The 24,953-nt window shown below is 71.2% G+C and carries 24 protein-coding genes; 9 read left to right on the top strand and 15 right to left on the bottom strand.

Annotated features, from left to right (window positions below; genetic code table 11):
- Positions 1 to 67: 67 nt before the first annotated feature.
- The 4 genes from ACFV0T_RS09405 to ACFV0T_RS09390 form a co-directional block, all read right to left on the bottom strand.
- On the bottom strand, positions 68 to 1,300 hold the full coding sequence (locus ACFV0T_RS09405; protein WP_385776225.1) for an NlpC/P60 family protein: 1,233 nt from the start codon (positions 1,298 to 1,300) through the stop codon (positions 68 to 70).
- A gap of 404 nt (positions 1,301 to 1,704) precedes the next feature.
- Complete coding sequence (locus ACFV0T_RS09400) at positions 1,705 to 2,028, bottom strand: hypothetical protein (RefSeq protein WP_385776223.1); 324 nt, start codon at positions 2,026 to 2,028, stop codon at positions 1,705 to 1,707.
- Complete coding sequence (locus tag ACFV0T_RS09395) at positions 2,021 to 2,677, bottom strand: TetR/AcrR family transcriptional regulator (RefSeq protein ID WP_385776221.1); 657 nt, start codon at positions 2,675 to 2,677, stop codon at positions 2,021 to 2,023. The genes ACFV0T_RS09400 and ACFV0T_RS09395 overlap by 8 nt, the downstream gene beginning before the upstream one ends.
- A gap of 134 nt (positions 2,678 to 2,811) precedes the next feature.
- A complete protein-coding gene (locus ACFV0T_RS09390) occupies positions 2,812 to 3,750 on the bottom strand; it encodes a diiron oxygenase (protein WP_385776219.1) in 939 nt (312 codons plus the stop codon).
- A 122-nt stretch (positions 3,751 to 3,872) separates the two neighbouring features.
- On the opposite strand from ACFV0T_RS09390, the gene ACFV0T_RS09385 reads away from it, so the two are divergent.
- Both ACFV0T_RS09385 and ACFV0T_RS09380 read left to right on the top strand, forming a co-directional pair.
- Positions 3,873 to 4,979: a ferritin-like domain-containing protein gene (locus ACFV0T_RS09385; RefSeq protein ID WP_385776216.1), complete on the top strand. Its 1,107-nt coding sequence runs from the start codon at positions 3,873 to 3,875 to the stop codon at positions 4,977 to 4,979.
- Complete coding sequence (locus tag ACFV0T_RS09380; RefSeq protein ID WP_385776214.1) at positions 4,976 to 5,878, top strand: ADP-ribosylglycohydrolase family protein; 903 nt, start codon at positions 4,976 to 4,978, stop codon at positions 5,876 to 5,878. The genes ACFV0T_RS09385 and ACFV0T_RS09380 overlap by 4 nt, the downstream gene beginning before the upstream one ends.
- Here ACFV0T_RS09380 and ACFV0T_RS09375 read toward each other — a convergent pair.
- The 7 genes from ACFV0T_RS09375 to ACFV0T_RS09345 all read right to left on the bottom strand — a co-directional run bounded on the left by ACFV0T_RS09375 (position 5,875) and on the right by ACFV0T_RS09345 (position 12,822).
- The gene (locus tag ACFV0T_RS09375) at positions 5,875 to 6,423 is read right to left on the bottom strand and encodes a DUF3291 domain-containing protein (protein ID WP_385776212.1); all 549 of its coding nucleotides are present in this window, start codon (positions 6,421 to 6,423) and stop codon (positions 5,875 to 5,877) included. The genes ACFV0T_RS09380 and ACFV0T_RS09375 overlap by 4 nt on opposite strands.
- A 44-nt stretch (positions 6,424 to 6,467) precedes the next feature.
- Positions 6,468 to 7,925, bottom strand: a complete 1,458-nt coding sequence (locus ACFV0T_RS09370) for a penicillin-binding transpeptidase domain-containing protein (RefSeq protein ID WP_385776210.1) — start codon at positions 7,923 to 7,925, stop codon at positions 6,468 to 6,470.
- Positions 7,922 to 9,295 carry an FtsW/RodA/SpoVE family cell cycle protein gene (locus tag ACFV0T_RS09365; RefSeq protein ID WP_385776208.1) on the bottom strand — a complete coding sequence of 458 codons (1,374 nt, stop codon included), beginning with the start codon at positions 9,293 to 9,295 and terminating at the stop codon, positions 7,922 to 7,924. The genes ACFV0T_RS09370 and ACFV0T_RS09365 overlap by 4 nt, the downstream gene beginning before the upstream one ends.
- Positions 9,296 to 9,341: 46 nt before the next feature.
- Positions 9,342 to 9,794 carry an SH3 domain-containing protein gene (locus ACFV0T_RS09360; protein WP_385776206.1) on the bottom strand — a complete coding sequence of 151 codons (453 nt, stop codon included), beginning with the start codon at positions 9,792 to 9,794 and terminating at the stop codon, positions 9,342 to 9,344.
- 258 nt (positions 9,795 to 10,052) lie between these two features.
- The gene (locus ACFV0T_RS09355) at positions 10,053 to 11,345 is read right to left on the bottom strand and encodes an ATP-binding protein (RefSeq protein WP_385776326.1); all 1,293 of its coding nucleotides are present in this window, start codon (positions 11,343 to 11,345) and stop codon (positions 10,053 to 10,055) included.
- A gap of 5 nt (positions 11,346 to 11,350) precedes the next feature.
- Positions 11,351 to 12,208 (bottom strand): hypothetical protein, encoded by an 858-nt coding sequence (locus ACFV0T_RS09350; RefSeq protein ID WP_385776204.1) that lies wholly within the window; start codon positions 12,206 to 12,208, stop codon positions 11,351 to 11,353.
- 107 nt (positions 12,209 to 12,315) lie between these two features.
- Positions 12,316 to 12,822 (bottom strand): dual specificity protein phosphatase family protein, encoded by a 507-nt coding sequence (locus tag ACFV0T_RS09345; protein WP_385776203.1) that lies wholly within the window; start codon positions 12,820 to 12,822, stop codon positions 12,316 to 12,318.
- Positions 12,823 to 12,922: 100 nt separating this feature from the next.
- Here ACFV0T_RS09345 and ACFV0T_RS09340 point away from each other — a divergent pair, with 100 nt between their 5' ends.
- Positions 12,923 to 13,726 carry a nuclease-related domain-containing protein gene (locus ACFV0T_RS09340; protein ID WP_385776200.1) on the top strand — a complete coding sequence of 268 codons (804 nt, stop codon included), beginning with the start codon at positions 12,923 to 12,925 and terminating at the stop codon, positions 13,724 to 13,726.
- A gap of 348 nt (positions 13,727 to 14,074) precedes the next feature.
- Here ACFV0T_RS09340 and ligD read toward each other — a convergent pair whose 3' ends face one another.
- On the bottom strand, positions 14,075 to 14,956 hold the full coding sequence (ligD, locus tag ACFV0T_RS09335) for a non-homologous end-joining DNA ligase (RefSeq protein ID WP_385776198.1): 882 nt from the start codon (positions 14,954 to 14,956) through the stop codon (positions 14,075 to 14,077).
- 71 nt (positions 14,957 to 15,027) lie between these two features.
- On the opposite strand from ligD, the gene ACFV0T_RS09330 reads away from it, so the two are divergent.
- On the top strand, positions 15,028 to 16,104 hold the full coding sequence (locus tag ACFV0T_RS09330) for a Ku protein (RefSeq protein ID WP_385776196.1): 1,077 nt from the start codon (positions 15,028 to 15,030) through the stop codon (positions 16,102 to 16,104).
- A 159-nt stretch (positions 16,105 to 16,263) separates the two neighbouring features.
- On the opposite strand, the gene ACFV0T_RS09325 is transcribed toward ACFV0T_RS09330, so the two are convergent.
- Positions 16,264 to 17,610 carry an acyltransferase gene (locus ACFV0T_RS09325; RefSeq protein ID WP_385776194.1) on the bottom strand — a complete coding sequence of 449 codons (1,347 nt, stop codon included), beginning with the start codon at positions 17,608 to 17,610 and terminating at the stop codon, positions 16,264 to 16,266.
- Positions 17,611 to 17,792: 182 nt separating this feature from the next.
- Between ACFV0T_RS09325 and ACFV0T_RS09320 the strand changes: the two genes are divergently transcribed.
- Together ACFV0T_RS09320 and ACFV0T_RS09315 are read left to right on the top strand one after the other, a co-directional pair.
- Positions 17,793 to 18,491: a hypothetical protein gene (locus ACFV0T_RS09320; protein ID WP_385776192.1), complete on the top strand. Its 699-nt coding sequence runs from the start codon at positions 17,793 to 17,795 to the stop codon at positions 18,489 to 18,491.
- Positions 18,492 to 18,962: 471 nt separating this feature from the next.
- On the top strand, positions 18,963 to 19,952 hold the full coding sequence (locus ACFV0T_RS09315; protein ID WP_385776190.1) for an alpha/beta fold hydrolase: 990 nt from the start codon (positions 18,963 to 18,965) through the stop codon (positions 19,950 to 19,952).
- Between the two features lie 40 nt (positions 19,953 to 19,992).
- On the opposite strand, the gene ACFV0T_RS09310 is transcribed toward ACFV0T_RS09315, so the two are convergent.
- Positions 19,993 to 20,883 (bottom strand): LysR family transcriptional regulator, encoded by an 891-nt coding sequence (locus ACFV0T_RS09310; protein ID WP_385776188.1) that lies wholly within the window; start codon positions 20,881 to 20,883, stop codon positions 19,993 to 19,995.
- A 537-nt stretch (positions 20,884 to 21,420) separates the two neighbouring features.
- Here ACFV0T_RS09310 and ACFV0T_RS09305 point away from each other — a divergent pair.
- From ACFV0T_RS09305 to ACFV0T_RS09295, 3 genes are all read left to right on the top strand, one after another.
- The gene (locus ACFV0T_RS09305; protein WP_385776186.1) at positions 21,421 to 22,479 is read left to right on the top strand and encodes a zinc-dependent alcohol dehydrogenase family protein; all 1,059 of its coding nucleotides are present in this window, start codon (positions 21,421 to 21,423) and stop codon (positions 22,477 to 22,479) included.
- A 224-nt stretch (positions 22,480 to 22,703) separates the two neighbouring features.
- Complete coding sequence (locus ACFV0T_RS09300; RefSeq protein ID WP_385776184.1) at positions 22,704 to 23,150, top strand: hypothetical protein; 447 nt, start codon at positions 22,704 to 22,706, stop codon at positions 23,148 to 23,150.
- A 174-nt stretch (positions 23,151 to 23,324) separates the two neighbouring features.
- Complete coding sequence (locus ACFV0T_RS09295; protein WP_385776181.1) at positions 23,325 to 23,885, top strand: hypothetical protein; 561 nt, start codon at positions 23,325 to 23,327, stop codon at positions 23,883 to 23,885.
- Positions 23,886 to 24,154: 269 nt separating this feature from the next.
- On the opposite strand, the gene ACFV0T_RS09290 is transcribed toward ACFV0T_RS09295, so the two are convergent.
- Complete coding sequence (locus ACFV0T_RS09290) at positions 24,155 to 24,871, bottom strand: tetratricopeptide repeat protein (protein WP_385776179.1); 717 nt, start codon at positions 24,869 to 24,871, stop codon at positions 24,155 to 24,157.
- Between the last annotated feature and the right edge of the window lie 82 nt (positions 24,872 to 24,953).

Genomic DNA, 24,953 nt, shown 5'->3' with positions numbered 1-24,953 from the left:
AAGGTCCGGGTTTTCGGGTCCGGTGTCGGGCCGGGAAGCCCCGACCTGACGCAGGACCTGGCCTGATCTACAAGACGGACGTCTGTGGGGCCGCCGCGGGCGCGTAGCCCTCGTCCGTGCCGTCCAGGGCGTGGGCGGGCAGTCTCGGCGGCGTGTAGCGCCGCAGCGGCCGGCCGTCGGGGTCCGGGCGTACGGCGCCCAGGACCGGGTTGGCCGCGATCGGGGAGACCTTCACCTTGGCGCCGGGCCGGGGCGCCTGGACCACCAACCCGTCACCGAGGTACATCGCCACATGCGTGGCCTCGGGGAAGTACACGACGAGGTCACCGGGGCGCAGCTCGGCGAGCGGGATGCGGGGGAGCCGCGCCCACTGCTCCTGGCTGGTGCGGGGGATGGCCGTACCGGCGTCCCCCCAGGCCTGTGAGGTCAGCCCCGAGCAGTCGTACGACATCGGGCCCTCCGCGCCCCACTCGTACGGCTTCCCGAGCTGCCGCACGGCGTAGCGCACGGCCTCCTCGCCCTCCCGTGTCGGCTTCCGCCCGCCGCTGAGCGCGCCGGAGGTCATGAGGGTGTCCTGCGCCTTCGCGATCCCGTTGCGCTCGAGCTCGGCCAGCGCGGTCAGCTGGTCCGTGCTGAGCGAGGCGAGCAGTCGCTCGACGGCCGTGAGGCGGCTGTGGACGTCGTCCCGCTCCTTCTTGCGCCGCTCGGCGAGGACGAGTTGCCGGTCGAGCGCGGTACGGGCCCGGCCGGCCAGCTCGTGGCTTCTGCGCTCGCTCCCGGTCAGCCGGCCCACCGTCTCGGCCCGCTCCTGCGCCAGCTGCCCGATCACATGCCCTTCGTCGAGCGCGTGCTCCGGGTCGCGGGCGAGGAGGAGGCGGACGTAGGGCGAGATGTCGGTGCTGCCCTGGTACTGCTGACGGGCCAGCCGGCCCGCGGCGCCCTTGCTCTCGCGCAGCGACCGCCGCGCCTGGCCCAGTTCCGTGTCGAGCCGGGCGACCTCCGCGCGCTGCCGCTTCAGCTGCTCCTCGGTGGCGTTGTAGGTCTCGGTGGCCTGTTCGGCCTGCCGGTACAGCTGCTGAAGGTCCGTCAGCAGATCCGCGAGGGGCCGCTCCCCGGACTGTGCGGCGGGCTGCCCCCCGGGCGTCGGGGCGGGCTGCTCCCCGGACTGCGCGGCGGGCTGCTCCCCGGACTGTGCGGTGGGCTGCTCCCCGGGCTCCGGGGCGGCCGCGGCCCCGGGCGCGAGGGCGAGCTGCGCGACCACCGCCGCCGTACAGACCAGACGCAGAAGCCTTCCTGACACGTCATCACCTCCGACGCGGGGCGGGCGGCCCGTCCGCTCACCTCCGCATCGCGAGCATCAGACGCGCCCGCGCGGTCCGCGCGCGGAGCGTGGGCGGACCGGCGCAACGGGGTCACTCGTGCGTGTCCTCCGGCTTGCCGCCCGGCGTGGCGTCTGGATCGGTGTCCGGGCGGGAGTTCGGCTCGTCCTACCGGCGCGGCCCCCGGTTCGGCCCCCCGCTGCAGCCCTCTGGACCGGGCGCCGGCCCGGCCCCTGGTTCGGCCGTCGGCCAGGCTTTCGCCCGCGTCGCGTCCGGTCAGGTCTTCGGCCCGGAGCCCGGTCCGGTCAGGTCTTCGGCCCGGTGCCCGGTGAGCTCTTCGCCCGGCGCCCGGTGAGCTCTTCGCCCGGCGTCGCCTCCGGTCCGGTCAGGACTTCGGCCCGGCGTCCGGCCCGGCGTCAGGTTGCGCGTCCGGTTTGGACCACGGCCACTTCAGGCGGCCGGCCTTCTTCCCCTCGGGGTCGAACTCGTACTTCCACCCCTGCTGGAGCCCGAGCCGCTTGCTCTGCCCCCGGGGCACCCGCCGGTAGACCAGCACGGTGGGGGGTCCGCCGGCCGCGTCCGGCACGGGGATGCGGTACGTCTTGGGCGGATGCCCGGTGGGCCCGAGCAGGACGGGCAGTACCCGTCCGTCCATGGGGCCGCCCTCGAAGGGGGTGTCTTGGCTCTTCACGCCACCAGTGTCAGCCATCCGTCACGAGGACGGCGCGCACGAGCGCGTCGGTCTGCGGATCCCGCCGGGCCGTGACCGCCAGGACGGCGATGAACTGCTCCACGAGCCAGTCCCGCAGCTCGTCCGCCGGCGGCTCCTTCTCCTCGTCGAGCCAGATGAGCGAGGCCGCCTCCACCGCGGTGATCCACATCCGGACGGTCATCCGCAGCCGGGGCCCCGGGTCCGTGACGCCGAGGTGGCTGAGGATGTGCTCGGCGGCCGCCCGGCGCACCCCGTCCACGATGGCGGTGGTGCGGGACGTCTCCACCACGCTCCCGCCCTGGAGCAGCGCGCTGAACCCGGCGTCGTGCTGGTCGACGAAGGTGAGGTACCGGTCCAGGGCGCGGGCCAGCCGGGGCAGGAGCGGGCCCTGCCGGGGCTCGTCGAAGCAGAGCCGCAGCTCGTCGGCCGCGGATCTGAGGGCTGCCTCGTAGAGCTGCTGCTTGCCGCCCGGGAAGTACCGGTACACCAGCGGGCGGGAGACCCCGGCCGCCTCCGCCACGTCGTCCAGCGACACCTCCTCCGGCGCCCGGTGCGCGAAGAGCGACAGCGCGGCTTCGAGCAGCTGGCTGCGACGCTCCTCGACGCTCAGGCGGCGATAGGCGGGGGTGGGGGCGGAGGAGCTCATGACCGGCAGGGTAATCGCTCCCCGGCCGGCCCATCGGCTGTCGCCCTTCGACCGGTCGCCGCAGGCCCATCGGTCATCGCCCGCCCACCGGTCGCCCCGCATGCCCGCCGCGCCCGCCCGCTCGTCGGCCGTCCCTACGCCAGCAGCCCCGAGGACTTCCACAGCCGGCGACCCACGCCCCGCATGACCCCGATGTCGTCCAGGAAGTCCGTCAGCCGCTTCGCCCCCGTCTGCATGATCTCCCGCCGGTGCCCGCTGGCCTTCACCTGCGCCACCGCCTCCCGCCGGTCCAGCCCCACATTCGGGTAGACCTCGGGATTGACGAAGGCGATCGAGAACACCCGCGCGAACTCACCGGAGGTGACCCGGGTGAACTCCTGGGACCACTTCGGCGCGGTCACCATCTGCCGGCGCAGCTCCTCACGGGCGTACCGCACGTGCCGCGCCTCCTCCACCACGTGGATCCGCGTCACGCCCCGGACCAGCGGCTGCACCCGCTCGTCCGGGAAGGTCAGTCGCTGCATCCAGTCGAGGACCTCCTCGCCGAGCAGCGTCGCCGTGAACGAACCGGGCGTGGTGGAGATCGTCTTGAACACCCGCCCGAGCTGCTGGTGCGCCCGGCTCACCGGGTACCAGGGCGTGTCGCCCCGCTCGATCAGCCGCGCGAACATCTTCGAGTGGCGGCACTCGTCCTCGATCTCGGTCAGCGCGTACCGCACGTGCGCGCTCGTCGCGGCCTTGTCGTAGATGTGCCGCACCAGCAGCTGCATGAGGATGAGCTCGAACCAGATGCCGAGCGAGGCGAGCGCGGCGGCCTCGTGCCGGGAGAGCAGCAGCCGCTGCTCCTCGCTCATCCGCTTCCACATCGGCGTGTCGTACAGGGACAGCAGCTCCGGTGGCCAGAACCACTTGCCCTCCTCGAAGGGTGCCTCCCAGTCGAGTTCCCGGTCCGGGTCGAAGGAGTGCTTGGCGGACGAGGCGAGCAGTCGCTCGGCCACCTGCTCGCGGTCCTTGAGGAGCCCGAGCGCGTCGCGCAGTCCGTCCAGCGCATCGGCTTCCGTCACGGTCGTCATGGCTGTTCCACCTCGTTGCCAGGGATCGCGTGTACGGCACTTATGAGACTGCTTGTCAGCAAGACCGTCAATCCCCTGCACACGACTTGTTGACTCGGCGTCTACGTGTGAGCCTGCGAGGTATGCCGACCTACGAGCTCTATGCCAAGGACCCGGGAGACCCTCTCTGGCAGGTGCCGGCCGGCGGCGCGGCCCGTTTCAGCTGGGAGTACGACGACGGCCGCGACCGCCTGCTCGCCCTGTACCAGAAGGGCAAGGACAAACAGTGGGACGGGCAGAAGCGGATCGACTGGGATCTGGAGGTCGATCCGTACGACCCGCTCGGCACCCCGGAAGAGGCGATGACCCTGTACGGCACCCCGTACTGGGCGAAGATGACCGACCGGGACAAGGGCGACCTGCGCCGGCACTTCGCGTCCTGGCAGTTCAGCCAGTTCCTGCACGGCGAGCAGGGCGCCATGGTCTGCGCGGCCCGGATCGTGGAGTCGGTCCCCGACCTGGACGCGAAGTTCTACTCCGCGACCCAGACGATGGACGAGGCCCGGCACGCCGAGATCTACGCCCGCTTCCTGCACGAGAAGCTCGGCATGGTCTACCCGATCAACGACAACCTGCGCTCGCTCCTCGGTGACACGCTGCGCGACAGCCGCTGGGACATGCCGTACCTCGGCATGCAGGTCCTCATCGAGGGCCTGGCCCTCGCCGCCTTCGGGATGATCCGCGACACGACGAACAAGCCCCTGCCCCAGCAGATCCTGGCGTACGTCATGCAGGACGAGGCCCGGCACGTGGCCTTCGGCCGTATGGCGCTCAGGGACTACTACCGGCAGCTGAGCGACGCCGAACTGCGCGAACGCGAGGAGTTCGTCATCGAGGGCTGCTACCTGATGCGAGACCGGCTGCGGGGCGTGGAGGTGCTCGAGAACTTCGGCATCCCGAAGGCCGAGGCGGAGGAACTGAGCGAGCGGTCCGAATTCCTGCGCCTCTTCCGGCAGTTGCTCTTCAGTCGCATCGTCCCCTGTGTCAAGGACATCGGCCTGTGGGGCAAGCGCCTCCAGCAGGCCTACCTCGACATGGGCGTCTTCGACATGGGTGATTCCAACCTGGATCTCCTCATGGCGCAGGACGAGGAGATCGCCGAGAAACTGGATGCGCGGCGGTTCGCCGTGGAGGAGCATGACCGGGTCGCCGAAGTACGGGAGGCGATCGACAGGGGGACGAGCGGATGACCGCCGACGAGAACAGCGCCGCCGCGCGCCGCAGTCTGGAGGGCCTCGCCCTCGGCGACGCGTTCGGCGAACGCTGGTTCCCGCTCTTCCGCGACCCGCGCCAGGCCTACGACGAGGTCCGCGCCCGCCGCATCCCGGAGGAACCGGACTGGCACTGGACCGACGACACGGCGATGGCCCTCGGCCTCCTGCGCGTGCTCGACCAGTACGGCGAGGTCCGGCAGACCGAGCTGGCCCTGTGCTTCGCGCTCGGCCACGACGCCGATCCGGCCCGGGGCTACGGCTACGGCATGCACCAGCTGCTGCCCCGCCTGCTGCGCGAGCCCGATCGCTGGCCCGAGTACACCCGGGAACTCTTCGACGGCCAGGGCAGCCTCGGCAACGGCGCGGCGATGCGCGCGGCACCCCTGGGCGCCTGGTTCCGGGCCGACCCCGAACGCGTCGTCGAGCAGGCCACCCGCTCCGCCGAGGTCACCCACGCGCACCCCGAGGGCATCGCCGGCGCGGTCGCCGTGGCCGTCGCGGCCGCGCTCAGCGCCCAGGGGCGGCTGACCCTGGGCGAGGTGGCGGCGCTGACCCCGGACAGCGCGGTCCGTGACGGGCTGCGCGCCGCCGCCGAGCTGTCCTTCGCGACCGAGCCCTGGAAGGCCGCCGACCTCCTCGGCAACGGGCAGCGCATCAGGGCCGACGACACCGTGCCCTTCGCCGTCTGGTCCGCCGCCCGCCACCCCGACGACCTGGTCGCCGCCCTGTGGACCACGGCCGAGGGCTTCGGCGACGTCGACACGACCTGCGCCGTCACCGGCGGCATCGTGGCCGCCCGCACGGGCGTCGACGACGTACCGGCGTCGTGGCTGAGCCGCCGCGAACCGCTGCCCGGGGCGGCCGGTCCGGGCTAGACCGGGCACTCCAGCCCGTCGGGGACCGGGCGCTCCCGCTCGTCGGGGACCGCGCGCGCCGCCCCGGTGGCCGGCGCCGCGTCCCCGGCCGGGAAGGAGGTCCGCAGGGTGAACGCGTACGCCGTCGCCCCGTGCGCCCGTAGATGCCGCAGCCGGTCCTCCGCCTCCGCGACCGTCGGGCGGTGGCCCGCGGGCACCCACCACAGGGTCGCCATCGCCTCCTGGACCCGCTCGAACCACTCGCGTCGGCGGGCCAGCAGCTCCCGGTGCCGCCCCTGGTACATGAAGGCGGTCAGCGCGTCGGTGCCGCGCCACACGGACATGTTGACGATCAGCCAGTCGTCCCCGAAGACGGCGACGTCCGTGGCGTTCCCCGAGTCGCTGCGCAGCCGCCAGACGAAGCCGTCCGCCGCGTCGGCGACGGCGTTCACGGGATCGAGGGCGTCGACGAAGTCCTTCAACTCGGTTGATTCCAACGGGAACCTGAGGCGGGCGATGTTGACCTGGGCGAGTTCGTACGCAGCGGTGCCTACGGCTTCAGGCATGAGTGAAACGTAGGACGGTCCTGTACGGCTCCGATACCCCCGTCTCACCTGGCGAGCACCGCCTGCATCACGGCCCGCGCGATCGGCGCCGCGTCCCCGCCGCCGCTGATCTCCCCCCGGTTCGCCGACGCGTCCTCCACCACCACCGCGACCGCGACCTTCGGTTCCAGGTCCTGCTCGCCCTGCGCCCAGGACACGAACCAGGCGTACGGCGTCCCGGAGTTGCCGAGCCCGTGCTGCGCGGTGCCGGTCTTGCCGCCGACGATCGCGCCCCGGATCGCGGCGTTCGTCCCGGTGCCGTCCTTCACCACGTCGGTCATCAGCTCCCGCATCCGCACCGCGGTCGCCGGGTTCATCGCCTGCCGCGCCGGGCGCGAGCCCGCGGCCGCCACCGTGCCGCCGCTGCGGCTCGTGGTGCGCTCCACCAGATACGGCGGCCGCACCTGACCCCCGTTGGCCACCGCCGCCGAGACCATCGCCATCTGCAGCGGCGTGGCCCGCGTGTTGTACTGGCCGATCGACGACAGCGCGAGCTGCGCCCGGTCCACCGAGGTGTCGAAGGTGCTGGTAGCCGCCGAGAACGGGATCCTCAGTTCGCCGTCGTTGAAGCCGAAGGCCTGCGCCGTCGCCACCATGTCGTCGTCGCCCACGTCCACCCCGAGCTTCGCGAACACCGTGTTGCACGACCACTTGAACGCCTCCCGCAGCGAAGCGCCCGCGCAGCCGTCCCCCTCGTTCGTCAGCCGCGTCGTCGTCCCGGGCAGGGTGTACGGGTCGGGGGAGTCGGTCGGCGCGTCGACGTCCGTGATCACATTCGCGTCCAGCGCCGCCGCCGCGGTCACCACCTTGAAGGTCGAGCCCGGCGGATACGTCTGCCGCACGGCACGGTTGAGCATCGGCTTGTCAGGATCGCTGTTCAGCCGCGCCCAGGCCGCCTTCGTCGCGGGACCGTTCCCCGACAGCTCCGCCGGGTCGTAGGAGGGCGCGGAGACCAGCGCCAGGATCCGCCCGGTCGAGGGCTCGATCGCCGCCACCGCGCCCTTGCGTCCGGCCAGCCCCGTGTACGCCGCCCGCTGCGCCGCCGGGTCCAGCGTGGTGACGACCTTGCCGCCGGGAGGCAGCCCGCGGGTGAGGTCGCTCCACAGCGGGAACGGCGCGAGCAGCGGGTCGGTGCCCGCCAGCACCCCGTCCTCGGCGTGCTCCAGCAGTGTCGTGCCGTACTGCTGGGAGGCGAAGCCGGTGACGGGCGCGTACAACGGGCCGTCGCTGTAGGTGCGTTCGTAGCGGAGCTGTTCCTGGGTGTCGCGGGAGCCGGTGACCGGCCGGCCGTCGACCAGGATGTCGCCGCGCGGCTGGCCGTAACGCGCGATCGTGGTCCGCCGGTTGGCCGTGTTGCCGTCGTACGGACCGGCCTGGAAGAGCTGCACCCGGACGGCGTTGACCAGCAGCGCCACCAGCAGCAGGGCGCAGAAGACGGCCGCGTGCCGGATGTACTTCGTCATGGCGCCACCTGACCGTCGTACTGGCTGCGGGCCGAGTCGCTGACCCGGATCAGCAGTGCCACGATCGCCCAGTTGGTGACCACCGACGAACCGCCCTGCGCCAGGAACGGCATCGCCATGCCGGTCAGCGGGATCAGGCCCGTCACCCCGCCCGCGATCACGAACACCTGGAGCGCCACGATCGAGGCGAGACCGACCGCGAGCAGCCGGCCGAACGGTTCGCGCAGGGCGAGGCCCGCCCGGTATCCGCGCTCCACGAGAAGGCCGTAGAGGAGGAAGATCGCGGAGAGGCCCAGCAGGCCCAGTTCCTCGCCGGCCGTGGCCAGGATGAAGTCCGACTTGGCGGCGAAGCCGATGAGGATGGAGTGGCCGAGGCCCAGGCCGGTGCCGAGTATCCCGCCCGCCGCGAAGGCGAAGAGGGACTGCGCCAGTTGATTCGGGCCGAGTCCCGCGTCGATCGTCGCGAACGGGTCCAGCCAGTCCTCGACCCTGCTGTGCACATGCGGCTCCAGCCAGCCGACCGCGACCGCGCCGAACGAGGCGAGCACCAGGCCGACCGCGATCCACCCGATGCGGCCGGTGGCCACGTAGAGCAGGACGACGAACAGGCCGAAGAAGAGGAGCGAGGTGCCCAGATCGCGTTCCAGGATCAGGACGCCGACGCTCAGCAGCCAGATGGCCAGGATCGGGCCGAGCACCCGCCCGGTGGGCAGCTGGATCCGCCGGAACCGCCACACCTGGCGGCCCGCGTAGGCCAGCGCGTTGCGGTTGTCGGCCAGATACGCGGCGAAGAACACCGCCAGCAGCACCTTCGCGAACTCGCCCGGCTGGATGGAGAATCCGGCGATCCGGATCCAGATCCGGGCGCCGTTGACGGCCGGGAAGAAGATCGGGAGCGTGAGCAGGGCGAGCGCGGCGGCGACACAGACGTAGGCGTACCGCTGGAGCACCCGGTGGTCGCGCAGGAACAGGGCGACGGCGATGAACAGCGTCACGCCGAGGGTGGACCACACCAGTTGGGTCGTCGCGGCCCGTTCGCCCGGGGTCTCCAGATCGAGACGGTAGATCAGCACCAGCCCGAGCCCGTTGAGCAGCACGCCGATCGGCAGCAGCAGGGGATCGGCGTTCGGGGCGCGCAGCCGCACCGCCCCGTGCGCGAGCAGCGCGAGCACCCCGAGTCCGGCGCCGTACCCGGCGGCACCGGGCGGGACGCTGCCGTGCCGGGCCAGACCGACGGCGCAGTACCCGTACACGGACAGCAGTACGGCTACGACGATGAGGGCCAGTTCGATGCCACGGCGCCGGGGGAGGCCTGCCGCGGGGACGGGTGCCTGCGCTGCTACGGCGGTTCCGGTTCCGGCTGGCGTCATGTCCGGAACTTACCCAAATACATAGGGATACCTGGCTTGTCTGGAATCAGCACCAGCGCGGCGCGGACCCGATGTTGTCGATGTAGCGTGCCGCGCCCCACGCCCAGGTGCCGTCCGTGAGGAGATACCAGAGCGGATTGCCGTCCACCGTCTCGCCTCCGTACTTGCAGAAGATCGAGACGATCGCGCCCTCGGCGGCCCGCCCGATGACCTGGCCGCCGCGGTCCGGCCGGCTGCGCAGCAGCAGACCGCCGCGGGCGGTGACGACACCCTTGTAGCGACGGGGATCGCCCTGGTCGCCGGGGGCGACCCACGGGTCGACGACCTCCGCCCGGGAGATGGTGGCGTTCTGCCGGCTGGGGCCCGGATCGTCGCCCGCCGGGGCGCCGCCCGCGACGGCGGGCGTCATGGCGACGGCGGGCGTCACGGTGGCGGTGGCTGCGAGGACGCCGCCGGCGGTCGCTATGGCGAGACGAGTGAGGGCGGAACGCACGGACATCGGAGGCACCTCCGGGAGGGGGTGAAGCTGACTAATCGCCACATTAGGAGCGGCGCGTCACCGGCGCCCGCCGTACTGCGCCATCAGGGAGGGCTGTAGGAGCCGTAGGAGTCTTGGGCCTTATGGGTTTTGGGGGCCTCGGGGCCTCGGGGCCTCGGGGCCTCGGAGGCTCAGGTGGCGCAGCGGCCTGGTCGGCCTGGTCGGCCTGGTCGGTCTGGTCGGTCTGGTCGGTCTGGTCGGTCTGGTCCGTCTGGTCGTCTACGCGGGACCCGCGCACCCGGGTCCGGGGTCCGTGCCCTCCGCCGAAGGGGTCTGAGGAAGTGTCAGCCGGGCCACCGCCCCGCCGTCCGGCGCGTTGACGAACTCCAGGCGGGCGCCCAGTACCTCCGACTGGCCCAGCGCGATGGTCAGGCCGAGCCCATGCCCCTTGGCACCGCCCTCCGTGCGGAACCGCTGCGGGCCGTGTGCCACGAGGTAGTCCGGATAGCCGTCGCCGTGGTCCCGCACGGTGACCAGCGGCCCGTCCACGGTCAGCACCACCGGCGCCCGCCCGTGCCGGTGCCCGTTCGCGACGAGGTTGCCCAGTACCCGCTCCAGCCGCCGCCGGTCGGTCTCCACGCGCGCGTCGCGCACGACCCTGACCTCGGTGTCCGTACCGGAGCCGCGCACGACCCGTTCGGCCAGCGCGCCCAGCTCCTCGGTGTCCACCTCCTGTCGTTCCCGGCCGGTGTCCAGCCGGGAGATCTCCAGCAGGTCCTCGGTGAGCGTGCGCAGCGCGGCCACCCGGTCGCGCACCAGCTCCGTCGGCCGACCGGGCGGCAGCAGCTCGGCCGCCGCGTGCAGCCCCGTCAGCGGAGTGCGCAGTTCGTGCGCCACGTCCGCGGTGAACCGCTGCTCGCTCTGCAGCTTGCTCTGCAACGTCGACGCCATGGTGTCCAGCGCGACGGCCACCGCGGCCACCTCGTCCTGCGGCCGCGTCTGGTCCTTCGTACGGGGATCGTCCACGCGCGCGTCCAGATCGCCCGCGCTGATCCGCCGGGCCACCCGTGCCGTGGCGTGCAGCCGCCGGGCCACCCGCGTCACCGCGAACGCCCCCACCAGCACGGTCGCCCCGATCGCCAGCCCCGACGACCACAGGATCGCCCGGTCCAGGCCCGCGATGGTCCGCGCCTGCTGCGCGTAGTCGACCTCGACGGCCAGCGCCCGTCCGCCGTCGGCGGGCCCCGCCGCCCACATCGAGGGCCGGCCGGCGTGGTCGGCGACCATCGTGCCGCGCTTGCCGGCCAGCGCCAGCGCCCGCAGCGACGCGGGCAGCCCCGCGGGGTCGACCCCGGCGCCCGGCATCAGCGTGTCCCCGGCCTCGTACGCCTGGGTCGCGTCCGTCAGCCGGGTCAGCGCCAGGTCGCGTGCCTGGCCGACGGTCTGGTCGGTCACCTGGACGTGCACGAGGATGCTGAGCAGCGCGGCGAGCGCGCAGCACATCACGATGATGAACAGCGCCGCCTTCACCGCCAGGGTCCCGGCCCACCGCGGCAGCCGCAGCGCGCTCATCACGCTCATCGCGCGCTCGCCGAGGGGGAGGCCGAAGGCGAGGCCGAGGACGGTGACGCTGATGGGGGCGAGGGCCGGGGTTTTCCTCCGCCGGTGCGAAGCATCTCGTCGTGCGTCAGCAGCATCGCGTTCTGCTCCGCGTCCCAGGTCCACTGGAGGCGGTACTCGTAGCCCGCGACCTCCGACGGCGAGCGGACGATCACGGACCGCCCGGCCAGCTCGACCGCGCTCAGGGCGTCCTCGTAGGCCATGACCTGTACCAGCCGGTGCTTCTCGACGGTGTAGACGCGCACGGCGGTCAGCTCCCCGGGCAGCAGCCGGAAGCCCAGCGTCAGGTCCTCGCGTCCGTCGCCGGTCAGATCCCGGTAGTACGGCTCGAGGACGGGACACCCGGCCGAGCCGTCACTGCCGTTCTCGCCGTCGCTGCCGTCGTCACCCTTGGCGTCGGCGTCGGCGTCGGCGTCGGCGTCGGCGTCGGCGCCGGTGCCGGTGCCGGTGCCGGTGCCGGTGGCGGTGGCGCAGTCGGCGATCCGGCTCGCCGTCTGGCGGTAGCGCGCCTTGGCGCCGTCGTAGTCGCTCGGATTGGCGGCGATCTCCGCCCGGACGATGGTCGCCGGGTTCACCCGGCGGATGTCGTCGTCCGGTACGGACACCCCCTTCACGATCTTCGAATCCGCCTCGTCGAAGTCGAACGCGGGCGAGGACGCGGGGGGCAGATTCGGCCAGAGCCGCAGCGGACTGTTCGCGGTCGGGGTCGCTCCGGCGCCGCGCAGCCCGCCCACGTCACCGCAGCCCGTGACCGTCACCGACAGTACGGCGGCGAGGACGGCGAGGGTGGTACGCGTGGGTCGGCTGTGGGGCACGGGACTCCTGTGGTTCGGGACGACGGGGCCCGTACACCTTGTTAATCGGAAAGTTCTTTTTGCGCACTCGGTGGGGTGCTCGGAGCGTACCGGGCCGGCACCGCCCGTTACTCGGCGAGCTCCTCCAGCAGGCGGGCCGTCGACAGACCGGCTCGCAGGTACTCGACGAACAGTTCGTTGTGCAGCGCCCAAGGGGAGCGCCGGGACCGTATCAGCCGTATCGCCTCGTCGGCCGAGTGCCCCCGTCGCACCAGCGCCTGCGCGACGACGAGCCCCGAGCGGTTGTAGCCGTGGTAGCAGCGGACCAGGACGCGGCGGCCCTGGTCCAGCGCCTCGCTCGCGGCCTGCGCCAGCCGCATCACACCCGCGAGCTGTGTCCCGTCCAGCGGACCGTCGGGAATCGGCCACACATGGTGTTCGACCGAGGCGTCCGGGCCGTGCCCCGGCAGCCGCAGCAGCGTCTGTACGAGGTCGAACTCGTCCCGTACGACCGCGAACTCCAGTTGCCCGGAACGGCCCCGGAACTCGTGCCCGCCCATCCACAGCCCGGGCACGATCTCGCTCCACGGGCTCTGCGGTGCGGGTACGTCGGGTTGCTTGCTCCGGGTCCGCAACAGAGCCCTCCCCAACCTCCAGGCCAACTCCTCCCAAAGGTAGCCCGGTTCTTGCCCCTGGAGCACCCCGCCTGTTCCCATGGTCGTGGGGTGATGGTGGATGAGCGGACTGCGCGTCGTACCGACCTGGCGGCACGGCCGGGAGCGGCTGTACGTCTGCCTCGGAGACGGCCGGAACATCGCCTGGTACGACCGTGAGGCGGCCCGGGTCAACCTGCTCAGCGAGGACCGCAGGGAGGACGTGCTCGACGCCCTGGGGCCCTTCCTGACCGGCCCGGTCGCGGTGGGCCCGCCCCCGGTCCCCACCCCCGCCGAGCTGGCCCGGCTCTCCCTGCACCCGGACGACGACCTCGCCCCGAACCGTCCCGGCGAGGCTCTCCTGGTGGCCCTCGACCGAGAGCCGGGCGCGCCCCACCGGCTGCGCCCCGACCCGCGCCGCCGCGCCCTGGAGGCGGAACAGACGGTAGGCCAGGCCCTGGACCGCCTCGACGGGGCCGGCTGGCACACCCTGCACTCCGTCCCGCTGCCCGGCGGCGACCGGGTCCACCACCTGGTGATCGGCCCCGCCGGGCTGTTCGCGGTCCACGCGCTGTACGCCCGCAAGCAGCGGGTCCTCGTCGCCGACCCCATGGTCACGCTGGGCCGGCGCGAGCCGCAGCCACTGCTGCGCCGTGTCCGCGCGGACGCCGACCGCGCGTCCCACGCCCTGACCGCCGAGGTCCACCCGGTGCTGGCCCTGGTGGGCCCGGCCGGCCTGCGCCTCACGGCCCCGCCCCGCGAGATCCGCGTTGTGACGGACACCGACCTGACGAACCTGTCGCGCCTGGGCGGAGTACTCAAGCCGGCGGACGTGGAGGCCCTGCACGCGATGGCCCGGGACCGGCGGACCTGGGCGAGGACGTGAGCGGACGCGTGGCGCGGCTGGAGCCGGGGGCCGGGGCTCGGGCTCGGCGGGCCCGGGTCCGAGGTCCGGGGGCAGGGGTTTGCGGGGCCTGGGGCCTGGGGTGTGCCGCCCGGGCTCCAGGGCCTGAGGCCTGGGCTCCGGGGACCGCGGCCTGCGGCGAGTAGGGGGATCGGGAGCCCGAGGCGAGGAAGGGGATCGCGAGTCTGCGGCGAGGAGGGCGATCGGGAGCCCGAGGCGAGGAGGGGGGATCGGGAGCCCGAGGCGAGGAGGGGGGATCGGGAGCCTGCAGCAAGGAGGGGATCGGGAGTCTGCGGCCAGGCGTTCGATGTGCCGAGCGGTGCCGGTCGGTCAGGGCAGCGGGCCGGCGCGGTCCGGATCGAGGACCGGGGCGAGCAGATCGCCGTAGTCCTGGACGCGAGGCGCGATGTCCCCGGCGAGGAACGCCAGCTGCGCGGGAGCCCCGCACTCCTCGACCTCGCCCCAGGTCACGGGCGCCGACACCAGCGGCTCCGCCCGAGCCCGCAGCGTGTAGGGAGCCGCGGTCGTCTTGCGCCCGGCGTTCTGGCTCCAGTCGACGAACACCTTCCCGGGCCGCAGGCTCCGGGTCATCCGGTGGACGACCAGCCGCGGCAGCGCCCGCTCCGCCTCGACGGCGAGTTCCTTGGCGTACTCCGACACCCGCTCGGACGACGCCCCGCACACCGCCGCCAGCAGATGCAGTCCCTTCGACCCGGACGTCTTGGCGTACGCCTCGATGCTGTCGGCGGCCAGCCGCTCCCGCAGCCACAGCGCGACCTCGCAGCACTCGACGACGGTGGCCGGCGCTCCCGGATCGAGATCGAAGACGATCCGGTCGGCGACCTCCGGCTCTTGCACCACCCACTGGGGCGTATGGAACTCGGTGACGAGGTTGGCGGCCCACATCAGACTGGCCAGATCCTGCACGAGCACCATCCGGGCGGGTCCCTCCGACCGGGGCACCTCGGCGGTGGTGACCCACTCGGGCGTACCCGGCGGCACGTTCTTGGTGAAGAAGACCTGCCCGTCGGGTCCGTCCGGATATCGCAGGAAGGAGGCCGGCCGGTCCCGCAGATGGGGCAGGAGGACATCGGCGGTCGTGGCGTAGTAGTGCAGCACCTCACCCTTGGTGAAGCCGGACGCCGGATACAGCACCTTGTCGAGGTTGCTGAGCGCGACCCGTCGCCCCTCCACCTCCGTGATTGGCGTCATACGATGAGAATCCCACGATTAGCGCGCTTTACATGACAAAAGGTGTCCGAAAGATCGAAAGGGTGCGGCACGTGCGATCCATATGGAACGGCGCCATCTCGTTCGGCCTGGTCAGCATCCCCATCAAGCTCGTGAACGCCACCGAGAGCCATTCGATCTCCTTCCGCCAGATCCACACCGAGGACGGCGGCCGTATCCGCTACCGCAAGTTCTGCGAGCTGGAGGAGCGCGAGGTCACCTCGGCGGAGATCGGCAAGGGGTACGAGGACGCGGACGGCACGATCATCCCGATCACCGACGACGACCTGTCCCGCCTGCCGATCCCGACCGCGCGGACGATCGAGATCGTGGCCTTCGTCCCGGCGGACCGGATCGACCCGCTCCACATGGACAGCGCGTACTACCTCGCCGCGAGCGGTGTCCCGGCGGCCAAGCCGTACACCCTGCTGCGCGAGGCGTTGAAGCGCAGCCAGAAGGTGGCCATCGCCAAGTTCGCCCTCCGTGGCCGTGAGCGCCTGGGCATGCTGCGGGTCGTGGAGGACGCCATCGCCCTGCACGGCCTGCTCTGGCCCGACGAGGTGCGCGCCCCCGAAGGCGTCGCCCCCGACGCCCAGGTCACCGTCAGCGACAAGGAACTCGACCTCGCCGACGCCCTCATGGACACGCTGGGCGAGGTCGACATGGAGGACCTGCACGACGAGTACCGCGAGGCCCTCGAACAGGCCATCGCCGCGAAGGCGGCCGGCGAGGCCCCGGCGCCATCCCCGGAACCGGCGACCAGCGGCAAGGTCCTGGACCTGATGGCGGCCCTGGAGAAGAGCGTACGGGCGGCGCAGGAGTCCAGGGGCGGGGAGGCGGAGGAGGCGGAGGTCAGACACCTCGAGACCGCCCGCCGACCGGCACGGCCCGAGCCGAAGCAGACCGGGGGGAAGAAGTCGACGGCGACGGCGAAGTCCTCGCAGGCTTCGAAGAAGACGGCGAGCACGAAGTCCACGGCCACGAAGACAGCAGCCAAGAAGACGACCGCCAGGGCGCCGGCCAAGTCCACCGCCAGGACAACGGCCGGCACGACGGCCAAGTCGACGGCCAAGACGGCCACAGGGAAGACGGCCGCGAAGAAGACGGCGGCACGCAAGCGCTCGGCGTGACGTCGGCGCCACGCGCTTGCGCCACGCCAGGTCCCGTCAGGCCGCTCTGAGCCCGTCTGAGCCCGTCTGAGCCTGTCTGGGCCCGTCTGAGACTGTCTGACCGGTCTGGACCCGTCTGGACGCTGAACACGTCCGGACCGCACAGGTGTCACCGTCCTGTCACCGCGGCTGCCCCGGCACGCGCTCGGCCTCTTCCGGAACGCCCCCGTGCGCCTCGGACCGGCATACCGTCCGCCCGCCGGCGAGCACCACCAGCCCCGTTCCCGTCACCAGCCCCAGCGCCGGCAGTACGGGGAACCGTCCGTCGTACGCGAAGCCGTGCCCGGCGAAGTACGCGAGGGCGGCGACGGCCGCACCGAGACCGAGCCACAGGGACCAGGGCCGACGGACGCGGGCGTCATCCCCCGCGGTCCGCCCGTAGACCACCCCCAGTGCCCGTTCGAGAGGCCGCAGCAGCCACAGGACCCCGGCCAGCACCACGCCGAGCACCAGCAGCCAGGGCACCCGCAGCGCCCACCACGCCACCGACCCGAACGCGGGCTGGGGCGCGATGCCGGTGAGACAGAAGGCCGCGGCGACCACGAGTACCGGCAGCATGTGCCACAGATAGAGCGTCATACTCGCGCCGCCCACGGACCGCACCACATTCCACACCCGCCCGCGCTCCAGCACCTTCCTGACCACGGGGGCGACGAGCAGACACAGCCCGACCTGGGCCACCGCCCAGGCGAGCATGGCCGCCGACGGGGGATCGGTGTTGCTGGGCGTCTGTCCGGTCACGAGGATCAGGCTGACGGGGAAGGGCCCGAGCCCGACCAGCACCCCGAAGGCCACCCCGCCGCCCACGGCCAGAGCGGCCGACACGATCCGACGCCCGCCCGGCATCCCGTCCCGCCAGCAGAAGCCGAGCTGGTACGCCACGCCCCACACCAGCAGGTAGTCGAGCAGCCCCACCACCGGCACATGGAATCCGACCACCGACACGTCGGCCACGATCGCTGCCGCAGCCATGCCCACGGGCACGCGGAGCCCCCACCGCCGGTGCGCCGCGTGAAGGGCCGGAGTCAGCGCACTGAGCGACAGATACACCGGCAGGAACCAGAACTGCATCGCCATGGCCCACCCCACGAGCGCGAGGATGCCCGGGTCCACGCCGGCGACCTCACAGGCCCCGAGGGCACAGAGCACGAGACCGCTGTACGCGACGGCAGGCAGCAACAACCGCAACACCCGCTGCCGTACCCACCCCCCGACGCTCCCGCCGGCCGCCCGCGCCCGCTCCCAGGAGCCGCCCGCCGCGTACCCCCCGGCCAGAAAGAACAGCGGCATGATCTGGAACGCGAGCGTCAGCCACTGGGTCCAGGGCACGGTCGCCAGCAGCTCAGGCGCCCGGATCTCTCCGCCGGGCCCGCGCACGAGCGCCGTGATCAGCCAATGGCCGCCCACGACAAGGAGAATCGCCCACGCGCGCAGGAAGTCGACGTACCGATCTCTGTGATCGCTCATACGTCACCATGCTGCCCCGGGGTGGAAACCGCTTCCGGCAACGAGCCCCGGTCGCAACTGTTCCGTGGCCTGCACGACACCACTGACCGTCCTCACCGGCACAGTTGCATCACGACACCTCCACAGAACCCGTCGGCACAGGAGATGCTTGACCAATCAACAGCAAAACCCTTGGGGGGACCATGAGCCACGAAGGCACACCGCCACCGCCGCCACCACTGCTGCCGCCACCACCGCCCCCGCCGGGCTACACGCCACCGTTCGGCTTCCCGCCGCCGCAACCCCCGAAGAAGCCGAGGACGGCCCTCATCGCCACCGCCGCAGCCGTGGCCGCGGCGGTCGTCGCCACCGCGCTCACCGCCATCGTCACGGGCGGCAGCGACGGCGAGGCCGAGGCGGCCCCCACGGTCACCGTCACCGAGACCGCGTCGGCCCAGGACACGGACACCGCCGCGGACCCGGACTCCGACCCGTCCGCCGACCCGTCCGACGGCGACTCCTACGCCCTCGACGACACCATCACCTACGACGGCGACATCGACGTCAGCCTGACCAAGTTCTCGCGCGCGGTGTCGAGCGAATACGCGTCGCCCGAGAAGACGCCGTACGCCAAGTTCACGATCAAGATCGTGAACAATTCCGGCAAGACGTTCGACGCCACGGCGATGACCGTCAACTGCGCCTACGGCGACGAAGGCAGGGAAGGCGAGTCCATCTACGACGACGGCCTCGACGGCCTCCCCGACACCAGCATCCTCACCGGCCGCTCCCTCTCCATCCCCTGGGGATGCGAGCTCCCGAAGGCGGAATCCTTCCTCCAGGTCGAGGTGGCACCCGACTTCGACTCGGAGACGGCGATCTTCACGGGCGACGTGAAGTAGCCCGCCCCGGGAGTCCGAGGCGTCCGGACGCGGGCGACGTAAGCAGGCCGCCCCGGGGAGGCCGAGGCCTCCGGACGCCCAGCCCGGAGGCCTCGCTCGGCCGTCCAGCCCGTCCTGCCCGTCCAGCCCGTCCAGCCCCTCCGCCCGATGCCGCGGGATACCAATATGCGGCGGGGGAGTGGGGCCCTGACCTGAACTCCTAGGTGGTCTCGGCAGGGCGCTTGTCGGGCGGTGTGGCTGTCACGGCAGCATGCTGGCAGAAGGGGTTGGCTGAAGGGGTTGGCAGAAGGGGTTGGCAGAAGGGGTTGGCAGAAGGGGTTGGCAGAAGGGGCCGGCGGAACCACTACGACGGTCTGCCCTGAGGCGGCCGGCCACTGCGGACGCCCGACACCGAGAGGGGCTGATCCCTGCTTGCCCGTGCTCGGTGGACGGGCCGGCTGGAGAGGGACGAAAGCTCAACCTGGAGGTGGCATGTCGGACACGGTCCAGCACAGGTTCGTCACGGTCGACGGTGTCAGGCTGCACATCGCCGAGCAGGGGGAGGGCCCGCTGGTTCTGCTGCTGCACGGATTCCCGGAGAGCTGGTATTCGTGGCGGCATCAGTTCGGCCCGCTCGCTGCGGCGGGGTATCGGGTCGTCGCCCCTGACCAGCGTGGCTACGCCCGCAGCGAGCAGCCGGAAGCCGTCGAGGCGTACAGCCTGCTCCATCTCGTCGGCGACGTCATCGGATTGGTCCATGCGCTGGGCGAGGAGAGTGCGGTCCTTGTCGGCCACGACTGGGGAGCCCCCGTCGCCTGGGTGACAGCGATGCTGCGCCCGGACGTCGTGCGCGCCGTGGCGGGCCTGAGCGTCCCGCCAATACTGCCCGGAGGGATGACTCCGCCGTCGGTCACACGGAAGACGTTCGGCGACGGCTTCTACCAAGTCCGCTTCCAGGAACCCGGGGTCGCTGACGCGGTACTGGCCCGGGACCCGGTGACCACGTTCCGCCGGATGCTCTTCGGCGCCTCAGGGGACAGCCCGTCCAGCAGCCCGCCCGGCCCATGGATGGTCCCCGACGGCGGCACCCTCCTGGATGTGATGCCGGAGCCGACGCGACTGCCGGGCTGGCTCACCCAGGACGACATCGACGTCTTCGTTCGCGACTACGCCCGCCACGGCGACCGGGCCTTCACCGGTGGCCTCAACTGGTACCGGAACATCGAACGCAACTGGGAACTGCTCGCGGCCTTCCGCGGCCGCCGGATCATGGTGCCGGCGCTGTACATCGGCGGGGACCGCGACATGGTCGTCGGCCTGCGCGGCCGCGATGCCACGTTGAGAGCGGTGGAGGAGGCGGTGCAGCACCCGTGCCGCGGCGTGTTCCTGCGCGGCTGCGGTCACTGGACTCAGCAGGAACGTCCCGGCGAGGTCGACCAGGAACTCTTGGACTTCCTGGCACAACTGCCCGGAATGCCGTGAGGGACGGTTCAGGTGCCGAGGACGACACGCGGAGTGATGCTCACCCTTGCCAGAGGAACTCGTGCGCCATCGCGATCATGGCACGTGCCGCGGCACCGGGCGGGCGGTCGGACGGAGCGGCCAGGGAAAACTGCCACTCCAGGTCGGCGTCGTCGACGGTCAGCGTGGCGACGTCCTGTCCCTTGCCGAGGGCGACCCGTGGCAGCAGCGCCACGCCCAGGCCGTTGCGGACGTAGGCCACGCCGGTGGTGAGGTCGGTGATCTCGATGGTGACTCGGTGGGGTACGGAGGCAGCGGCGAAGGCCTGGTCGGCAACGGTCCGGTTGCTGTAGCCCGCGGGGAAGTCGACGAAGTCCAGGCCGGCCAGTTCGGTGATCGGCACGGTGCGGCGTTTCGCGAGCGGATGGTCGGCCGGCACGACGAGGTCGAGCACCGAGGTGGCGAGGTCGGTCAGCGTGACGCCTGTCGGTGGCGGTCCGGGCCCAGAGACGAAGGCGAGGTCGAGCCGGCGTTCGAGGAGCGCTTCGACCAGGCCCTGGGAGCCGGAGGGGGCGGCGCTGGTCTGCAGGAACACGCCGGGATGAAGCCGGTGGAATTCACCGAGGAGCGCGGGAAGGTCGATGAGCCCCACCGTGGTGATCGCGCCCAGTCGCAGGGTGCCGCGCAGTCCGCCGCGGACCTCGCTCACCACGTCCGCGGCCTCCCGGGCGGCGTCGAGAGCGGCATGGGCGCGCGGGAGCAGGGCGGCACCGGCATCCGTGAGCAGCACGCGTTTGGGGGTGCGTTCCAGCAATTGGGTGCGGAGTTCTCGCTCGAGGTTCTTGATCGTGGTGGAGACCGCGGACTGGACCACGTGCAGCCGAGCGGCGGCACGCGTGAAGTTCGCTTCCTCGGCGACGGCGACGAAGTACTCGAGCTGGCGCAGTTCCACCCTCCGAGTATCCCTCAGCGAGCCACGAAGGTATCTCTCAGCGAGATGGCGGCAGTCTCCGACTTTCGTTGGACTGCGCCTGTCGCGTCGAGCGATCCTGTTAGGAGTTCAACCGATACGGGAGGCTGAAAATGGCCTACGGGACGCCACCGACATTTCTCGGAAGCGGCGTCCCGGCAGTTCCGCGCAAGGGCTACCGCCCCCTTTGGCTGGACAATCTCGCCGACGACACCGCTGTCGTCCAGGAAGTACTGTGCCATTACCTGTGTGCGACACGTTTCCTCCAGATCGCAGAAGAAACGAGTCGGACTCCGGTCAGCCGCGGTCGGCGTCCGACGCTTCGGTATCCGCCGACGGGTCGAGGCCCAGAGAGGCCCCACGTCGACGACATTCTGCACACGGGCCGGTTCCATTGAGAAGGAAGGGCCCGGGAGCCCGGCCGCCGACGAGGACGCCGGCACCAGCACCGTTTTTGTCCAGAACGCCCGCCGAGTTCGTCGGGCGCTGAGAGGCGAAAGGTCACTCATGCCTCAATCCATGCGCGCGCTCGTAGCCGAAAAGGTCGGCGAGCCGACCGATGTCCTACGGCTGGAATCCCGGCCCGTTCCCACGCCAGAAACCGGTCAGGCGTTGATCCGTGTGAAGGCGACGCCCATTCACGCCAGCGATCTGCACGTACTGCGTGGCCGCTATGGTTTCTCCCCCGAGTTCCCCACTGTCGGTGGTCACATGGAATGCGTGGGCCGTATCGAGGCCCTGGGCCCCGATACCGAGGGACTGAAGGTCGGTGAGCGCGTGGTGGTCGCCGCGGTCCCGGCAATACCCGGGCCTCAGACGTCCGGCACTTGGCAGGAATACCTTGTCGCCGATACGCGAAGGCTCCTGCCGGTCCCCGACAGCCTGAGCGACTCCGACGCCTGCCAGCTCGCCGTCAACCCGCTGACCGCGCTGCTCCTCGTGACTCGCGAACTCGACGTACAGCCGGGTGAATGGTTGTTGCAGACGGCCGCGGGCTCCACCGTCGGGCGACTCGTCATTCAGCTGGCCAGGCATCTGGGTATTCGCACGATCAATGTCGTGCGGCGGCGCGATGCCGTCGAGGAGATCAAAGCGCTGGGTGGTGACGAGGTCATCTGCACCGAGGACGAGGACCTGTTGCAGCGTGTGGCTGAGATCGCAGGACCGGCCGGCGTGCACAAGGCCACCGACTGCGTCGCGGGCCACGTGGGTGCCCAGGTGTCCCAGGCATTGGCTCCGGGAGGAGAGGTCGTGGTCTACGGCGCGCTCTCCACCCATCGCCAGACTGAACCGGCAGCGCTCACGATCCCGCTGCAGGCACGCTCGGTCATCTACGAGACCAAAGCAGTCCGCGGCTTCTGGCTGAACCGCTGGTTCGGCACTGCCTCACCGGAGGACGGCTTGCGCGCACTGTCCGAGGTTCGCGGTCTTGTCGCTGATGGAGTGCTGACCATCCCCCAGGGCCAGCCGTTCCCACTCGAACGCTTCACCGAAGCCATCGCGCTCGCCGAGACACCCGCACGTGGCGCCAAGCCGTTCTTCCTCTTCGAAGACGGCCGGGACAACGACGCCAAGTAGGACGCGGCACCGCCGGTGCCGGTGCGGCTGCGGCGGGGGGCAAGGCCGACAACGCCCGCGGCGCCGCCCGACTCGGCCGCACCGTATCGCTCGGTCAGCCGGACAGAGACACCAGGCCGACGACCGTGAGCAGGTTCGGCTCGGCGAACGCGTTATTTCGTTCGACTCGTCGGGGCCGCGCCCAGCAGGAGTCGGCGCAGGCCCCTTGCCAGGAAGGCTGGAAAATGGCTGACAAGACGAAACCGATGTATCTGGGCAGTGGCGACCCGGCGCGGCAGCGCACGGACTACTACCCCCATTGGCTGGACAACCTTGCCGACGATGTGACGATGGAGGGCTCGGTACTGAACGGGGTCGTGCGCGGCGCCGAGGACGTTCGCACGGTGCTGTCCTATGCGCGCACTCTGTACGAGCACCAGGACTTCATCTATGTCGGCGAGTACGGGGAGAACGACTTCGTCGAGGACTACACGTCGACGGTTCGCGGTGAGCCGATCGCGAACATCGCTGTCGTCTACAGGAACGCGGAGGGACAGACGCAGCATCTCGTGGTGAACCACCGCCCGCTGCCGTCGGTCCTGCTGTTCTCGCGACTGTTGGGCGAGCACTTCGCCGGTACGCGGTACGCCCAGTACTTCGCCGCCCCGTCAGCCGACGCGGACCGCGGCTGACGTGGAGCCTTCATCCACGACATGACGGGGCCTCATGGTCACCGAACCGGCGACACCCTCCGGAACACCGTTGCCGGCACACACCTCGGCTCGTCAACGCCGCGAATTGCGCCGTTACCTGCGGGAGTTACGTGAGAACCCGTCGCCGCGGCTGCCGGCTGGCAGAAACCCAAGGTGACCCACCAGGTCGATCCTCGGGCTGTCGCCAGCCCGGAGCAGGAGCGCGATCTCGTGGTGGCTGCGTCCTACGTGGGTGGATATCGGCGGGCTGATAGCCATCGTCTCGCATGTCTGTTCGCCGCCATGTACTTCGGTGGCTTCCGGCCGGCTGAACCGGTCGGTCCCGTCGGGACGGATCTGAACCTCCCCGAGCAGGGCTGGAGGTCGGCGTTGCTCCACCGGACTCGTCCGTCGGTCGGCAAGCAGTTGACCGACTCGGGGGAGACCCACGACGACCGCGGGCTGAAGAACCGACCAACCGAGGACGTCACACGGGTGCCTGTCCCGCCCCACCTCGTCACCGTTCTCCGCGAGCATCTGGTCACCTTCGGCGCGGCGGACGATGGGCGACTCTTCTACGTCCACAGACCGCACAAACACGAAGACCCCGGCCTCAGCGTTTCCGCTGGTGACGGGGTCTTTGGGCACCGTAAGAAGGGTGCCCCCGGGCAGGATTCGAACCTGCGCACACGGCTCCGGAGCACAATCAGAGTTCGGCATGCGAAGCGGCTCTGATCAGCGGGTTCCTTGATCCCAGGAGGCGGCAGGAGCCCTCGTGTATCGCAGATAGTGCGAAGTCGGAAGTCGCCTCCGGCTCCTGCGCCCATTCAGAGGTCGGCTCCGCCGACGGGCTGCAACACCTCTATGGGTGTTGCAGCCGTCTGTGACCGGACAGCCCGGACAGCGGTCCATCGGGCTGTCCGGGGTGTCCGTGCAGTTCGGGGCCGTAACCAGACAGCCGGGCACCTGGGACAGCCCTGTCCGGATTCGCGGTACGCGTCCGATCAAGCGCCGTCGATTCGGTCGAGCAGAGCCTGAGCCTCGACTGTGCGGCGATGGTCCGGGCCGAATGAGGCCAGACAGGCATCGTGAGCAATTGCGGCCTGAAGGCGAGCTTCGGTGCCGCGGCGTAGTCCCAGGAGGGCGGTGGCTACGGCCAGCTCGATGGCGCCGGTCTCTGGGCGGCTCGATTCCGCGGGCAGGCTGCGGTCCAGCTCACGGGCGCGCTCCGCCTCGGCGAGGGCCTCCTCGTGGCGGGCTTGGCCGTTGAGGCTGCGTGCCAGGCCGAGCCGCAATGCCAGAGTCAGCCGGTCCGGTTCAGGATGGGCGCCCAGGGTCTCGCGGGCGCGTGCCTCTGCCTCCGGGTGGCGCTCCTGCGCGCTAAGAGCGAAGACCAGCCCGTTGCTGGCGGCCCTTACTACGTTTTGCAACTCCCCTGTACCGCGGCTCGCGATCTGGGCGACGGCCGCGCACTCTGCCTCACACTCGGCGTACTGACCGAGCGCGGCCAGCGTCTGGGCGCGGTCGGAGCGCAGCTTCAGGGTCTGCCAGTGATGAGCTCCGAAAGTCTTTCCGACGGCCGGCAGCACTTCGTCGTATATGGCGAGAGCGTCGGCGTGGCGGCCCTGGGCGCCCGTCGCGTTTGCGGTGATGCTCAGCGCCAGCGGTGCGTACGTGTCATTGAGTGGCAGCGACCGGGCCACGGCGCGGGCCTCGGTCACCGCCTCTGCGTAGCGCCCGGCCCTGTACAGGGCCATGGCCCGCGACACAGGGGGTTCAGTCGTCCGCTTGGCGCGCGGTCGG

The organism is Streptomyces sp. NPDC059582, from assembly GCF_042735715.1.
Taxonomy (GTDB): Bacteria; Actinomycetota; Actinomycetes; order Streptomycetales; family Streptomycetaceae; genus Streptomyces.
Note: the sequence above shows the minus strand (reverse complement) of the source record. Positions and strands in the feature narration are given on the sequence as shown.